At 63.3% G+C, this 14905-nt stretch carries 12 protein-coding genes; 10 read left to right on the forward strand and 2 right to left on the reverse strand.

Annotated elements, in window-relative coordinates; all coding sequences use genetic code 11:
* Window positions 1-662, reverse strand: a 662-nt coding sequence (locus JW929_01285) for a hypothetical protein (protein ID MBN1438014.1), incomplete at its 3' end; no start/stop codon positions are given.
* Window positions 663-717: 55 nt separating this feature from the next.
* On the opposite strand from JW929_01285, the gene JW929_01290 reads away from it, so the two are divergent.
* The 4 genes from JW929_01290 (at window position 718) to JW929_01305 (ending at window position 7595) form a co-directional block, all read left to right on the forward strand.
* Window positions 718-2130, forward strand: a complete 1413-nt coding sequence (locus JW929_01290) for a hypothetical protein (protein ID MBN1438015.1) — start codon at window positions 718-720, stop codon at window positions 2128-2130.
* Between the two features lie 119 nt (window positions 2131-2249).
* Window positions 2250-4040, forward strand: coding sequence for a hypothetical protein (locus JW929_01295; protein MBN1438016.1), 1791 nt, complete (start codon window positions 2250-2252; stop codon window positions 4038-4040).
* A gap of 254 nt (window positions 4041-4294) precedes the next feature.
* Window positions 4295-5599: a hypothetical protein gene (locus JW929_01300; protein MBN1438017.1), complete on the forward strand. Its 1305-nt coding sequence runs from the start codon at window positions 4295-4297 to the stop codon at window positions 5597-5599.
* A 610-nt stretch (window positions 5600-6209) separates the two neighbouring features.
* Entirely contained in the window at window positions 6210-7595 is a 1386-nt protein-coding gene (locus JW929_01305) for an MFS transporter (GenBank protein ID MBN1438018.1), read from the forward strand.
* A gap of 52 nt (window positions 7596-7647) precedes the next feature.
* On the opposite strand, the gene trxA is transcribed toward JW929_01305, so the two are convergent.
* On the reverse strand, window positions 7648-7998 hold the full coding sequence (gene trxA / locus JW929_01310) for a thioredoxin (protein ID MBN1438019.1): 351 nt from the start codon (window positions 7996-7998) through the stop codon (window positions 7648-7650).
* A gap of 147 nt (window positions 7999-8145) precedes the next feature.
* Here trxA and JW929_01315 point away from each other — a divergent pair, with 147 nt between their 5' ends.
* The 6 genes from JW929_01315 (at window position 8146) to JW929_01340 (ending at window position 14881) form a co-directional block, all read left to right on the forward strand.
* Window positions 8146-8754 (forward strand): sigma-70 family RNA polymerase sigma factor, encoded by a 609-nt coding sequence (locus JW929_01315; protein MBN1438020.1) that lies wholly within the window; start codon window positions 8146-8148, stop codon window positions 8752-8754.
* Window positions 8751-8993, forward strand: a complete 243-nt coding sequence (locus tag JW929_01320) for a zf-HC2 domain-containing protein (GenBank protein ID MBN1438021.1) — start codon at window positions 8751-8753, stop codon at window positions 8991-8993. Before JW929_01315 ends, JW929_01320 begins: the two co-directional genes overlap by 4 nt.
* 379 nt (window positions 8994-9372) lie before the next feature.
* Entirely contained in the window at window positions 9373-9444 is a 72-nt protein-coding gene (locus JW929_01325; GenBank protein ID MBN1438022.1) for a hypothetical protein, read from the forward strand.
* Window positions 9445-9574: 130 nt separating this feature from the next.
* Window positions 9575-11170 (forward strand): glycerol-3-phosphate dehydrogenase/oxidase, encoded by a 1596-nt coding sequence (locus JW929_01330; GenBank protein ID MBN1438023.1) that lies wholly within the window; start codon window positions 9575-9577, stop codon window positions 11168-11170.
* A gap of 153 nt (window positions 11171-11323) precedes the next feature.
* On the forward strand, window positions 11324-13057 hold the full coding sequence (locus tag JW929_01335; protein MBN1438024.1) for an FAD-binding oxidoreductase: 1734 nt from the start codon (window positions 11324-11326) through the stop codon (window positions 13055-13057).
* Between the two features lie 279 nt (window positions 13058-13336).
* Entirely contained in the window at window positions 13337-14881 is a 1545-nt protein-coding gene (locus JW929_01340; GenBank protein ID MBN1438025.1) for an FGGY-family carbohydrate kinase, read from the forward strand.
* Window positions 14882-14905 lie beyond the last annotated feature (24 nt).

The raw sequence follows: 14905 nt of genomic DNA on the forward strand, positions 1-14905 counted from the left end.
AAAAAAAAGTAGGGTGGGTTGGAGGGGCGCCAACCCACCAGAAAAAAAGAGTAGGGTGGGTTGGAGGGGTGCCAACCCACCAGAAAAAAAAGTAGGGTGGGTTGGAGGGGTGCCAAACCACCAGAAAAAAAGAGTAGGGTGGGTTGGAGGGGTGCCAACCCACCCCATGAAGCGGTCCGACCGAATTTCGGCGGGCGGATCGTTCCCCAACCGCCCTGCCGGAATTCCTCAAATCGAATCCGCGATGCGCCGATCCGTCCTGCGGCGGGAAAAGGAAAGCGTGCGGCGCGGGACGCTAGGCGTTGGATGCTGATCTGCGTTTCGGTATATCTGTGATATGATAAAAACTTACCAATCCTCTTCAAGGGGGCATCCATGAACGCCGCAACGGTCCGTTTCACAAAATGGCAGCGGTTTAATCTGGCGCTGGCGGCGTTGGTTTTTCTCGCCGCGCTGGGGTTCTTCGCCGAGTTGTTTTTCGGGAAAACGGGTCGACTCCGATACGACTTGTTTTCTTGGATCAACGCCGCCCTAGTCGGACTACTCTTATGGGCAAGCCTCGTCTTAGTGATCCGGGCGCTGAACGCGCTCCTGTTTCGAATCGATTTTGCCGAAACGTCCTTCCGGGTGACTTCCTTCTCCTGGAGGGGGAAGAAGGTCAAGGAGTATCCGTATGCGGAGATCATCCGGATCGCGCGGGGGATCGGCCGGGGCGAGGTGATCGTCGAAGCCGCCAAAAAGTTGCCGTTGAAACTCACCCCGTTTGTGTATGAGGGCCGGGAAAAGCGGTTGCTCGCGCAATTCGAAAAACGCCTTCCGGAAAAAATCGAACCCGGGTTGGAACAGGCGCTGTTGGTTTTTATAAAGTACGACAAGCTCTCTTACTCCCTGCAGATCGGCATGCAGGTGCTGTTATTTTCGTTGGTTATTTTGTTGACGGGCTTGGATCTGGTGCGTCCGTATTTCGGCTGGCCGAATGCGGTTTCCCACCAATGGGGCACGTTCTATCGGGCTTTTTCGGTTGACAAACACGGCGCCGTTTGGTTTGTTACGAAGAATGTAAATTCCGACGCCGTCCAAGTCGGCCGCCTGCTTGATGGTTCCGTCGATCGTTGGGATATTCCGTCCGAAGCGCTGGCGGATGACCTTGAGGTTTACGGCACAAGGGCGGTGTTCGGCAATTCCACAGGCAATCCGGTTCTGTTGTTGGATAAGGCGGTCCTCTTCTGGACGGGCACAGAATGGCTTCGCAAGCCGATCCCGGGGGATTTTTATTGGTCGCGCGGGATTTCCATCTCCGAGGATGTCTTGCGCTTCATCCAATATGAAGATGGGATTTACCAGCTCCGGTCGTGTCCCTTTGAAGCGCAGGGTTGCGATACCCTTCCCGTTCCGGAGGTGATCGCCGCGCCCGGCGCCAACCTGGTCTTCTACGGCGGTTCCTTGATCGTCGCCGGCCCGGAGGAAGGGCCGATCACCTTCTATCGAAACGAGGACGGAAGATGGGATCCCGTCGCCGGCCCGTTGGATCTGAACGAAAACTCTTTATTAGCCTGGACATTTTCCGGCGATGGGACGCTGTGGGTGTTGAGAGGTTTTTCCACGGGTGGTCATATCCGGGACTACCGCCTCGGTCCCCTGGCATTCGGCCATTGGGATGCCGCTGCGAACGAATGGCATTGGTATGCAGTGAACCCATTTCCTGAGGGCCTCGCTCAAGAAATCGACGGCATCACCGTGGATCCACGGGGACGAATATGGATTTACGGGAGGTATACAACGCCGAAGGTGAGTCTTGGATACGCGGCCGCAGCCTATGTTGTTCACGATGAATTTGCCGACCTGGTCGTTCGCTATACGGATTCAAACTCCAATCTACAGAAAGGCGGGATCGTGCAGGGGCCTGACGGCAGATTGTGGTCGGCCGATTCCGCCCTGGTCTCACTCGACGCCACAACCGAGGATCTGCCGGCGCCGCTCCCGGCTTGGATCGCCGATTTGGATAACACCACGGTAATGTTTGTTTTATTGGGAGTGCTGTTTGTCGTTGAGGCCGCTTATTTTATCGTGCAGGCGGTCATGAAACGGGAAGAGAAAAAGATCGTGAAGGCGGAAGGGAAAGGCGGATAGGAAATTTCCGAACCGTCTTTACTAGGGTGGGCTGTTGCTGCACCGGCCCGCCCTGCTTTTCCCATCCGGATTACAATAATTTTAATCCATTTCTTCCCTCGGGGGCCATGATGACGAATATGACGCTTCGCTTTTCGAAGGTCCAACGCGGATTGATGGTCTTTTCGGCGCTGATCTGCGCCGCCATGCCGGTGTTCTTTCTCTGGGCCGTTTTGGCAATTTGCGGTATCGGCCTGCCGGGGGATCTGCGTCTCCTTCCTTGCGGAATTGCCGCCGTTCTCGTTTTTTTAGGATTGGGATTCACCTTTGTCGCTTTTCTTACCGCCATCCGCGCATGTAATTGCCATTCCTTTCGGTTGGAATTCCTGGAATCCACTTTCCGAATCCGATCGTTCACCTGGAGAGGAAAGAAGGAATCCGAATACCGCTATGAGGATGTCCTGACGGCGAAGCGGGGAACAGTCCGGGGCGAATTGATCCTGGAAATCGCCGGATCGAAACCCCTGCGGCTGACGCCGTTTCTGTATGAAGGCAAAGAAAAAAGGCTGCTTGCGGAATTGGAGCGGCGCCTTCCGCCCGGCAGGATGGAGCCCGACCTGGGGAATGCGCTTACCCGTTTTCGCAAGTACGACAAGCTCCTCTATCCGGTCCTGATCGCGATCCTGGCGGGGTTGTTGCTCAACGCCGGCCAAAGCATGGCGGTCGATGTCCTCCGGCAGTTCGGCGCTTGGCGGAACGCCGTGCCGTGGGATTTGCACACCCACTACCGGACCGTTTCGGCCCAGGATACCGGCGACGTTTGGTTCGCCGATTACACCCTGGCATCCGAGGATGCGCGCATCGGAGTAATCCGGGACGGATCCGCGCAATATTGGAATTTTCCCGCGGCGGTTTTTCAGGATGACGACAGTTCCTACGACATCCTTGGCGTTTGGGGCGATCCGGGCGGGAACCCGGCGGTGATATTCGAATCCTATGTGGCGATATGGGACGGGGCCGAATGGCGGACGTTCGCGCTTCCGGGGGATGTTCCCCGGTACCTGGGATATGCGGTTTATAAATATTCCCTGGTATACCTGTCTGCGGAGCAAGACGGATACCGATTTTGGTCCTGCAATCTTGGTTCGATCCACTGCGATTCCCTTCCCATCCCGGACGCGTTGGCCGAAGCCGACCTTCAACCGGTTTCCTTCCGGGGCTTTCCTTCCGGGCCGGTGCTGGCGGCGGGAAGCGGGACGAAACCGGTTTCTTTTTACCGGTTTGCGGCGGGGCATTGGGCCGCCGTCGGCGGACCGCTCCCGTTTTCCACACGGTTCTTCCTGGGCTTTACGGTTTCGTCGGAGGAAACGTTGTGGGTTGCACGGGATTTGGATTTGGCTCCCGGAGATATGCGCTATTCCTCGGGTCCGTTGGCATTCGGACATTGGGATGCCGGCGCCGGCGAGTGGCAGTGGAGCGCCACGGCCGAATTCCCCGGCACGTTCGAGCAGGGCGTGGAAGGCATGGAGGTCGATCTGCAAGGAAGGATCTGGGTTGTCGGCCACTACCGCACGGCGGACATCGGCATCGGAGATACGGCCGCCGCCTACGTCGTCCGCGGGGAATCGGCCGTGGAAGTCGTCCGCTACACCGACGAGGACTCCAATTTTCAGATCGGGATCGGCGACTGCGCGATGGTCCAAGCTCCCGATGGAAAGCTCTGGACGTGCGATTCCGGATTGGTCTCGCTGGACGCGGCCGCGGAGGAGTTGACGCCGCCGCTTCCCGCCTGGCTGGTGGAGTTGGGTCTGCACAAATACCAGATGATCCTGCTCGGGTTGATTTGCGGTTTGGAGGTTTTGTATTTCCTTGTCGTAGGAATCGTATACCTGAAGCGGAGGAAAGCCGAATCCGCAAATATCCGTGGCTGACGGCGCCGCGGTCTCCCTTTCCCGCCGATCGTATAATAGACGAGGCGCTCTTTCGGGCCTGCTGGCTATGAACGGGAACGCTATTGCTGGTGTAAGCTCCGCAATCTGGTGATCGCCATCCCGGCGGAATCCGCGCCGGGATCCGGGGTTTTCCGAACAGGCCCCCCGCACGCAACGAACGGGCTTGACAGTCCGGAGGATGCCTTTGCCTCCTTTGGACAGCCCCGTGCAATTTCTAGGGAGTCCATCGCGGGATGAATCCGTGGTTTCTCGATGACCGCAGGCTGAAGACCCTGCGCGAGGCGGTGGGGGGGCGGCTGGCGCAGTTCGCCTATCCGCCGGGGTTGGATAGGACCGCCCGCGACAACTACCGCAACGTCCAGGTCGACGCGGTCGGGATCGGACTCTCCGCCGCCGCCACCCCTTTCCTGCCGGTATTCCTGGCACGGCTTGGCGCCGGCGCGTTCGAAGTCGGCCTGCTGACCGTCATGCCGGCCGTGGCCGGATTGATCTTCGCCCTCGCCATCGGCCGCTTCCTCAACGCACGCCGCAACATCGTCCCCTGGTTCAGCTTCTCGCGCTTCCTGGTCGTTTCCTCGTACGCCGCCACCGGCGCCGCGCCGTTCCTCGTCCCGCGCGAGTGGCTCATTCCGGCCGTGATCGGAATCTGGGCGGCGGCGACGATTCCGCAGACGCTCGTCAACGTCGCCTTCTCGGTGGTGATGAACGCCGTGGCCGGGCCGGGCGGGCGCTACGATCTGCTCAGCCGCCGCTGGACGATCCTCGGATTCACCAGCGCAGTCTTCGTCCTCGCCGCCGGCGCGGTCCTGGACCGGATCGCCTTCCCGGTCAACTACCAGGCGGTCTTCCTGGCGTTGTCCGTCGGCGGATTGATCAGCCTGAGGTTTTCCAGCCATATCGTGCTCCCGGAGCGCGCCTCGCAGCCGGCGGCCAAAGGCGCCTCCTGGCGGAATACGCTGCGGGACTACATCCGCTTGGTCCGTTCGCGGCCGGATTTTCTCTCGTTCACGCTCAAGCGGTTTGTGTTCTTCGCCGGAGTCACACTTGCCCAGCCGATCCTGCCGCTGTACTACGTGCGCACCATCCGGGCGTCGGATTCCTGGATCGGCGCGATCAGCATGGTGACGACGGTGGTGATGCTGGCCGGGTATCCGTTGTGGGCGCGCCAATCGCGGGTTCGCGGCTCGCGGTTCGTCCTGCTGGCGACGACGTTCGGCGTGGGGCTGTTCCCGCTGCTGGTGGCCTTTACCCGCCGGGTGGAGGTGATCGCACTACTGGCCGGATTGATGGGCATGTTCCAAGCGGGGGTCGACCTGGTGCTCTTCGACGAATTGATGAAGACGATTCCGGAGGAGTACAGCGCGCTGTTCGTCTCCTTCTCCCAGTTGTTCACCTACCTCCCGACCGTGGCGGCCCCTTTGCTCGGAACGCTGCTCGCGGAAGGAATCGGGCTGGGGGGCGCATTGGTCGCGGCGGCGGTCCTGCGCTTGGCGGGAACGGCGCTGTTCGCGGTCCGGGAGCGAGCGCCGGCGGGTTGAGGCCGGATATTTGGATCTGCAAAACGGCACGAAGAACAGCCCGAAGAACACGGAGAATAACCCACAGCGCGGGAAGCCTCCCGCTGATCCCGCTTCCCCCGATTCGCGAGCCCGCCCCGGACTCCGCTTCCCCCAACATAGAGCATGCCGAGGGCGGGCGCAAGAAGGCTGGGCCGGGCCGGGGGGCAGGCGTGAGGGCGGGCGCGAGGTATTCCTCATCATCCCGCAGCAGCGGGGTAAAGCCGCTTTCTTGTCATCCTATGTCCGGGGAAGGATTTGCATCGGTGCATGAAGATATTCCGCTTTCCCCTGCCTGGCCGGCTTCTCGTATGGTCTCAGGATCTTGGCGCTTCCCGCGGCTTTCCGGTCACTCTATCTGCCGCTTCGAGGAAAGCGGAGGAAAAGACCGGGCGACATGGACATGCCGCCGGGCGGAGACCCGGCAGGATCGGACGACTGCTGGTAAACTTAGCAGACTGTTGAAGCAGGGGAATGTGGCGGTGCCGCGGCTCCGGAGGTTTTCCGGGGCGGATCCGACCGGCTTTTTCCCGCGGCCGGTTGGGTGAAGCGCGGCTCCGCCGAGTCCCAAGCCCTCGCACAAGGAGTCCTCATGACCACCAAAGTGCAAGCGAGCCCCGCACCGGTCAACGACAAGCGCGAAATCAACGGTTGGGCGATGTACGACTGGGCGAACTCCGCCTTCTCGACGACCGTCGGCACCGTCTTCCTCGGCCCTTACGTGGCGAGCCTGGCGGCCCAGGCGGCCGAGGGGGCGCAGGACGGGATGGCGCGGCTGCTTGGCATCCCCATTGCGCCGGATTCCTTCTTTCCCTACTGCGTGTCGATCTCGGTCGGCCTGCAGGTCCTGTTCCTGCCGATCCTCGGCGCGATCGCCGATTACTCGCACCTGCGCAAGCAGTTGATGCAGCTCTTCGCCGTGACCGGCGCCGTCGCGACCATCGCGTTGTTCCTGACCACCGCGCCGGTTTGGTGGCTCGGCGGCCTGCTCTATATGATCGCCAACCTGGCCTTCGGCGCGGCGATCGTGTTCTACAACGCCTACCTGCCCGACATTGCCAGTCCGGACCAGCGCGACCGGGTTTCCTCCTTCGGCTGGGCGATGGGCTACCTCGGCGGCGGCTTGCTGCTGGTGCTGAACCTGGCCTTTTACATGCTGCGCGACAAGCTCGGCGTGCCCACCGACCTGGCGGTGCGGATCAACCTGGCCTCGGCCGGGATCTGGTGGCTGGGATTCTCCTTCTTCACCTGGCTGCGGCTCCATCCGCGCTACGCGCGCAGGCCGTTGCCGCAGGGCGAGACCTACGCCAGCGTCGGATTCAAGCAGTTGTGGTCCACGATCCGTGAAATGAAGAACTTCCCCGAAACGCTCAAGTTCCTGGTGGCGTATTTCCTGTACAACGACGGGATCCAAACCGTGATCGCCGTCTCGGCCACCTTCGCCGCGGCGCCGCTGCTGCGCGGCGGGCTGGAAATCAAGCAGGAGCAGTTGACGATCGTCATCCTGATGATCCAGTTCGTGGCCTTCTTCGGCGCGCTGCTTTGGGGCCGGCTGGCCAAGCTGATGGGGGCGAAGCGCTCGATCGTCCTCAGCCTGGTGATCTGGGCCGGGGTGGTGATCTACGCCTACGGCGGGATGTACGGAGAATCGCGGCTGGCGGAGTTCTTCGTCCTGGGGGGGTTCATCGCACTGGTGATGGGCGGTTCGCAGGCCATCAGCCGCAGCCTGTTCGCCCAGATGATCCCGGCCGGCAAGGAAGCCGAGTATTATTCCTTTTATGAAGTCAGCGAGCGCGGCACGTCGTGGATCGGCCCGATGCTGTTCGGGCTGGTCAATCAGATCTTCGGCAGCCTGCGGCCGGCGATCCTCTCGCTGATTTTCTTCTTCGTGATGGGGCTGATCATCCTGCCGCTGGTGAACACCGACAAGGCGGTGGCGGACCTCAAGGCGTTCGAGGCGGGGGAAACCCGACCCTAAGGGTTCCCAAGGGTTCCCCCCGACCCTTAAGAACCCTTAGGGTCGGACTTTTTCAATTCAGCTGAGATTGAGGGGCCTTCGCCAGAACCTGCTCGACCATTTGCCGCAGGTACGGGTACGGCAGTGCGCCGACTTGCTGGTGCACTACTTGGCCGCCTTGGAAAATCAACATCGTGGGAATGCCTTGTATGCCGTAGCGCATCGCCCATTCCGGATTCTCCTCGGTGTTCACCTTGGCCACCACCAACCGGCCCGCGTATACCTCGGCCAGCTTCTCGAGGGCGGGGGCCACCATCCGGCAGGGCAGGCACCACGGCGCCCAGAAATCCACCAGCACCGGCATCGGCGATTGCAGGACGGTCTTTTCAAACGCGGGGTCGGTCACGTGAATCGGTACGTTCATCGTTCCTCCGGGTTCTCGGGTTTTTCCTTATGTTAAATGCCGGTGCCGGGGAAAGGTGACAAAACCGGCGGGAAAGCAAAAACCGGTGATTGCGGGCGGTGGGGGCGGGGCCGGCGTCACGTTTCCGGCGGAACGGCATCCAAATCTATGGACCATACTAGATCCGAATCCGCGCTCTTGGAACGGGTCCGCGCCGGCGATCAACGCGCCTGCGCGGAATGTGTGGAGATTCATGCGCCAGGCATCTACCGCCTGGCGCTGCGGATGATGCGCAACGAGTCCGATGCCGAGGATGTGGTCCAGGAGACTTTTCTGAGCGCGTTCAAGGGGATCGACCGGTTCGACGGCCGGTCGCAATTGCGATCCTGGCTCTACCGAATCGCCTACAACGCGGCGCTGATGCGTCTGCGGCGCACTGCTCCCGAGACGGTTGCGGTGGATGAGGCGGCCGATCCGGAGGATGGCGCGACCGTTCCACAGGCGTTGTTCGACTGGCGCGATCATCCGGAGGCGGAATTGGAGAGGGCCGAGGCCCGTGCGGAACTCGAGCGGGCGGTGCGGGAACTGCCGGAGAAGCTGCGGGCGGCGTTCGTGATGCGCGAATTGGAGAACCTTTCGACCGAGGAAGCGGCGGCTGCGTTAAACGTTTCGGAGGACGTCGTCAAGACCCGCCTGCACCGGGCGCGGCTATGGCTGCGCGAGCGCTTGACGGCCTACTTCGCCGCTCCGGCGGCGGGCGCGGAGGCGGAACGATGAACCATGAATTCTGCAAAAACCTCTTGGAAGAACTTTCGCTCTACGCCGAGGGCGAAGCGGCCCCCGAGCTGTGCGCGGAAATCGAACGCCACATGGCCGAATGCCGCAACTGCCGGGTGGTGATCGACTCCCTGCGCCGAACCATCGACCTTTACCATCGCCTTCCCCAGCCGGATATGCCGGAGCGGGCGCGGGAAAGGCTGTACAAGTCGCTGGATTTATCGGACTATATGAAATAAGACAATCGATCAGCGACGAGCGACCGTCTGGAAAACCGGACGATAGACGGTGGACCTTGGACGATGGACGCGCATTCACGCGGGAATTTTCTTCGAGAGTGTAGCGTGGCTTTCCCCCGTTTATTGCCCATCGCCAAGGAGATAATCCGGCTTTGGCCCATCGTCGATGGTCGGATTTCCTGGTTCCCTTTCCCCCCAACCGGCATCCAACACGTTAACCTCAAGCCAAAAGGAGGCTTGTCATGAGCGCCATTTTCAAGCAAATGAATCGAAGGTTGACCGAGTCATCCGGGTCGTTTTGGGCGCCGTTTTAGCGGGGCTGAAGCTGGGGGGCGTAACGGCCGGAACTTGGGGATGAATCCTGCTTGTCGTCGGCGTGATGCTCATGCTGTCCGGGTTGACCGGCTGGTGCTGGCTGTACAAACTGATCGGCTTCAGCACGAAGAAATGAAGATCCCGACCCTAAGGGTTCCCAAGGGTTGCCGCAAACCTTGGGAACCCTTAGGGTCGGCAAGGGTTCCCCCGCTATCCTTCCGCTCCCCCCTTTGGGTACAATATCCTCCGGAAACGGAGGTGCAGATATGCCGCAAACCGACCGGCGCGATGAGATTTGGGACCGCATCGCCGGACCGTGGGACATCCTCGTCATCGGCGGCGGGATCGTGGGGGCGGGAATCCTGCGCGAAGCCGCGCAAGAAGGCCTGCGCGCGCTACTGGTGGAGACGCACGATTTCGCCTCCGGGACCTCGAGCCGATCCTCAAAGATGGTCCACGGCGGCCTGCGCTACCTCAACACCGGGCAGGTTATGCTCACCCTGCAGTCGGTGCGGGAACGCCAGCGGCTGCTGCGCGAAGGCCGCGGGCTGGTCGATCCGCTGAAGATCCTGCTCCTAAGTTTTCGCGACGATTTTCCGCCCGGCTGGGTGATCGGCGCCGGATTGACGGTTTACGACATCCTGGCCGGAAAATGGCAGCACGTGCGCAAATCGCCTACCGCGGTCCAGCGCCTCTGCCCGTGCGCGGATTGCCGCTTGCTGGCCTGCGGCTACCGTTTCTTCGATGCCCAAACCGACGACGCGCGGCTGGTGCTGCGGGTGATCCGGGAAGGGGTGCGCGCCGGAGGCGCGGCGCTTAACTATACGCGCGCCTACGGTCTGTTGCGCGACCGCGGCGGACAGGTGTGCGGCGCGCAGATTCTGGATATGATCGGCGACCGCACGGCCAATGTGCTGGCCGAGGTGGTGGTGAACGCCACCGGCGCCTGGGCCGACGAGCTGCGTGGGCAGATCGGACGGCGCCCGCGCCTGCGCCGCCTGCGCGGCAGCCACCTCTTTTTCCCGCGGGAAAAACTGCCCCTCGACCGGCAGATCACCTTTCAACATCCGAAGGACCGGCGATACATCCTCGCCTTCCCCTGGGAGGGAGTGACGCTGGTGGGCAACACCGACATCGATTGCCGCGACCCGATGGAGACAGATCCGCGGATCAGCGAACCCGAAACGGAATACCTGATGGCAGCGGTCGGACGGGCGTTCGGCGGCCTGGGGCTTTCGCCGGACGATGTGCGTTCGACCCAAACCGGGGTCCGTTCGGTTCTCGACACCGGCCGGGCGGATCCGTCGAAGGAACCGCGCGACGAAATCCTGATGGATGAGGACGGCCTGGTGACGATCACCGGCGGTAAGCTGACGACGTTCCGCCATATGGCTCGCAAAACTCTGGGGTTCGTCCGCCGGCGCCTACCCGAGAGCCCGCGTCCCCAGCGCCGCCTGCGCGCGTTGGACAAACCCGAAAAAGAGGAGTTCATCGGATTGGCCGGAGAAGCCGGGCTCAGCCCCGGCCTGCAGGTGCGCCTGCTCGGGCGCCACGGACACGACGCCGCCGAGGTGCTCCGCGGGGCGGCCGCCGGCGAGCTTTCACCGGTGGGGGATTCGCCGACGCTGTGGGCCGAACTGCGCTGGGCGGCGCAATCCGAGGACGTCATCCACCTCGACGATCTGCTTCTGCGGCGGACGCGTTTGGGGTTGCTCCTTCCGGAAGGCGCCGACGGCGAGATGATCCGGATCCGCGACCTGTGCAAGCCGATCCTCGGGTGGGACGACATGCGCTGGAACGTGGAACTGCAATCCTACCGCGCGTTGTGGCGGCGGTCCTACTCCCTGCGGGAGCAAAGGTGATCGGATAGGCCCGCGAGGCGAAACCGAGCGGGGCGGATCCACGGCTTGACCCGCGCCGGGGCGGGCGGATCGCCGGCCAGGCTTAAGGCCGCAATCCTTCCGGCTCGGCAAATCGGGGCGGGACCATTCGGCCGGTTTTCTTAATGGAGGTCCATGACTGAAGGCGACGTCTCCCCTGCTTGGATCGAAAAGCCCCCGCCGTCCCGTTCCTACCGTTCGCTCTTCAAATGGGGCGATCCGGCCGGATACCGGCACCCGAACCGCGGGATGCTGGCGGTGCTGAAGGAAACCCTGGGGATGGACGATGCGGATTTCGCCCAGCCGCGGCGCACCGGCTTCGAACCGTTCGATGCCGCGGAGAAGTGCGGATTGGATGAGGCGCATCTGCGGGCGCTGGAGGCGATCGCCGGGGCGGAGAACGTCAGCACCGCGACCTACGACCGCACCCGCGCCTCCTACGCCGGGGCGGCGATCGACGCGCTGCGGCTGCGCGCGCACGTCGTCGAAAACCTTCCGGATGTGGTGCTGGCGCCGCGCAGCGCGGAGGAAGTCCGGGCAGTTGTGGAGTATTGCAGCCGGGAGCGGATCCCGCTTTACGTGCGCGGCGCCGGCTCGGGGGTGACCCGCGGCGCGGAGGCGGTCAAGGGCGGGGTAAGCCTCGACATGGGCCGGCACATGAAGCGGGTCGTTTCTTTTAATGAGACCGACCAGATGATCACCGTCGAGGCCGGGATGACGGGGCCGGACCTTGAGGCGATCCTCAACGCCGCACCGGAACGGCTCGGGGCCCGGCGGCGCTACACTTGCGGCCATTTTCCGCAATCGTTCCTGTATTCCAGCGTCGGCGGCTGGGTGGTGACGCGCGGCGCGGGGCAGAATTCGACCTACTACGGCAAGATCGAGGATATCGTCCTAGCCCAGGAATACGCCACGCCGCGCGGCCGACTCTCCACGCCGGGCTTTCCGCGCTGCGCCACCGGACCGAACATCGATCAGATTCTGATGGGCTCGGAAGGCTGTTTCGGCGTGCTCACCGCGGCCACCCTGCGCGTCTTCCGGCATGCGCCGCGGAACACCCGCCGCTTCAGCTTCCTGTTTCCGAGTTGGGAGGAGGGGCTCGACGCGGCGCGCGAATCGCTGCAGGGCGAGTTCGGCCTGCCCTCGGTCTTCCGCCTCTCGGATCCGGAGGAGACCGACGTGGCGCTGCGGATGTACCACATCCACGGCACGCCGGCGGACAGCCTGCTGCGGGCGCTCGGCTACACGCCGATGCGGCGCTGCCTGATGCTCGGATCGGCCGACGGCGACGCGGACTACGCGCGCACGGTGAAGCGGAAAATTTCCGCCCTGGCGCGGAGCCGCGGCGCGTTCCCGCTCACTCTCTTCGGGGTGACCCGCAGGTGGGAGAAGACCCGCTTCACCGACCCCTACTTGCGCGAGGACCTGATGGACTTCGGGATCATGATCGACACGCTCGAGTGCGCCGCGCGCTGGGACCAGATCCCCGCCGTGCACGCGCAAGTGCGCGCCTTTGTCAAGAGCCGGCCGCGGACTATCTGCATGACCCATCTTTCCCACGCCTATCCGCAGGGCGCCAACCTGTATTTCATCTTCATCGCCCGCGCCGCCGACATCGGGGAATACCTGAAGATCCAGTATGGCGTGCTGGAGGCGATCCGGAAATCCGGCGCGGCGATGAGCCACCATCATGGAATCGGCAAGCAGACCGCGCCATGGCTGGAAGAACAAATCGGAACGGCCTGCCTCGACGCGGTCCGGGCGCTCAAAACGCACTTCGACCCGGGCGGCGTGCTCAATCCCGGCGGGACCCTCGGGCTGGACCTGAGCGCGGAGCAGCGCGAGAAGCGGTGGGGGATGCGGGAATGACGACGAAAAAACACGGCGGCGGGAACTAAGAACCTTGTAATTGCGAGGAGGCCCGAAGGGCCGACGAAGCAATCCCGATCCTATTCCATAGGGAGGAGATTGCTTCGTCGGCTGCGGGAACGCAGACCCTGTTCCCGAAGCCTTCTCGCAATGACACCCGCTTCTGCGGAGGGGATTGCTTCGTCGCCCCGACTGCGTCGGGGCTCCTCGCAATGACAAACCATACGGCGGCAAAGGCGAAGCGTCGCCGTCCACAAACGCGGAAATGGGAGAGTGATGATGACGCCTGAGAACCTGCTCGCCATCGACAACGGAACCCAAAGCGTGCGCGCGCTGATTTTCGATCCGCGCGGGAACCTGCTCGCCAAACAGCGGGTGCCGTACGAGCCGTATTACTCGGCCGCGCCCGGGCTGGCCGAGCAGGATCCGAATGTGTATTGGGATGCGTTGTGCAAGGCCTGCCAGGGGTTGTGGCGGATGGATGGCGTCGACCGGTCCAGCATCGCCGCGGCGGCGGTGACCACCCAGCGTTCGACGATGATCAACATAGACAAAGACGGCAAGCCGCTGCGGCCGGCGATCGTCTGGCTCGACCAGCGCCGGACCGAGGGCCTGGCTCCGGTGGGCGGCTTGTGGGGCGCGGCGTTCGCCCTGGCCGGGGCGAGCGAGACGGTGGCCTACCTGCAGGCCGAGGCGGAGTGGAATTGGATCCGCACGAACCAGCCGGAAGTGGCGGAGAAGACCCATAAATACCTGTTCCTCTCCGGCTATTTGGTCCACCGGTTAACCGGCAAGTATGTCGATTCGGTGGCCAGCCAGGTGGGGTACATGCCGTTCGATTATCAGAAGCAGGCTTGGGCGGCCGGTTGGGATTGGAAGTGGCAAGCCCTGCCGATCAGCCGGGACCTGTTGGTGGAGCTCGTGCCGGCGGCCGGGGTGCTGGGAGAAATCACGCCGGAGGCGGCGGAAGCCACCGGAATCCCCGCCGGCCTGCCGCTGATCGCCGCCGCGGCCGACAAGGCCTGCGAGGTGCTCGGTGCCGGATGCATCCAACCGGAATTCGGCTGCCTAAGCTTCGGCACCTCGGCCACGATCAACACCACCCACCGGCGCTACGTCGAAATCACTCCGCTGATCCCGCCCTATCCTTCGGCGGTGCCCGGCGCCTACGACCTGGAGCTGCAGATCAACCGCGGCTACTGGATGGTGAATTGGTTCAAGAACGAGTTCGGCCTGCGCGAGCAGCGGATCGCGGAGGAGCGCGGGGTGGAGCCGGAAACGCTGTTCGACGAGCTGGTGAACTCGGTCCCGCCCGGCTCGCAGGGCCTGGTGCTGCAACCCTACTGGTCGCCGGGCTTGCGCTCGCCCGGCCCGGAGGCGCGCGGTGCGATCGTGGGCTTCGGCGACGTGCACACCCGCGCCCACATCTACCGCGCGATCCTCGAAGGGCTGGCCTACGCGCTGCGCGAGGGGGCCGAGCGCACCGCCAAGCGCAGCGGGGTTCCGATCCGCGCGCTGCGCGTGGCGGGCGGGGGGAGCCAGAGCCGGGCGGCGATGCAGATCACCGCCAACGTCTTCGGCCTGCCCGCCAGCCGGCCGCACGTCTACGAGGCCAGCGGACTGGGGGCTGCGATCGACGCGGCCGTCGGCGCCGGGGTGCATCCGGATTTCCCCACGGCGGTGAGGGAGATGACCCGCATCCGCGACACCTTCGAACCCGACCCGTACTTCCACGAGGTATACGAGGAGCTGTACCGGGAAGCCTACCTGAAGCTGTATGCGCGGCTGCGGCCGCTGTATCAGGCGATCCGCAGCATCCGCTGACCGGTCCGGCGGCCGCCGCCGTGC

It is taken from the genome of Anaerolineales bacterium, assembly GCA_016928575.1.
Taxonomy (GTDB): Bacteria; Chloroflexota; Anaerolineae; order Anaerolineales; family RBG-16-64-43; genus JAFGKK01.

Excerpts from the sequence above, each read along its gene's own strand:
- JW929_01320 (MBN1438021.1), top strand. The coding sequence starts at position 8,751 with ATGAACCATGAATTCTGCAAAAACCTCTTGGAAGAACTTTCGCTCTAC.
- JW929_01335 (MBN1438024.1), top strand. The coding sequence starts at position 11,324 with ATGACTGAAGGCGACGTCTCCCCTGCTTGGATCGAAAAGCCCCCGCCG.
- JW929_01305 (MBN1438018.1), top strand. The coding sequence starts at position 6,210 with ATGACCACCAAAGTGCAAGCGAGCCCCGCACCGGTCAACGACAAGCGC.
- JW929_01340 (MBN1438025.1), top strand. The coding sequence starts at position 13,337 with ATGACGCCTGAGAACCTGCTCGCCATCGACAACGGAACCCAAAGCGTG.
- JW929_01300 (MBN1438017.1), top strand. The coding sequence starts at position 4,295 with ATGAATCCGTGGTTTCTCGATGACCGCAGGCTGAAGACCCTGCGCGAG.
- JW929_01315 (MBN1438020.1), top strand. The coding sequence starts at position 8,146 with ATGGACCATACTAGATCCGAATCCGCGCTCTTGGAACGGGTCCGCGCC.
- JW929_01295 (MBN1438016.1), top strand. The coding sequence starts at position 2,250 with ATGACGCTTCGCTTTTCGAAGGTCCAACGCGGATTGATGGTCTTTTCG.
- trxA (MBN1438019.1), bottom strand. The coding sequence starts at position 7,998 with ATGAACGTACCGATTCACGTGACCGACCCCGCGTTTGAAAAGACCGTC.
- JW929_01330 (MBN1438023.1), top strand. The coding sequence starts at position 9,575 with ATGCCGCAAACCGACCGGCGCGATGAGATTTGGGACCGCATCGCCGGA.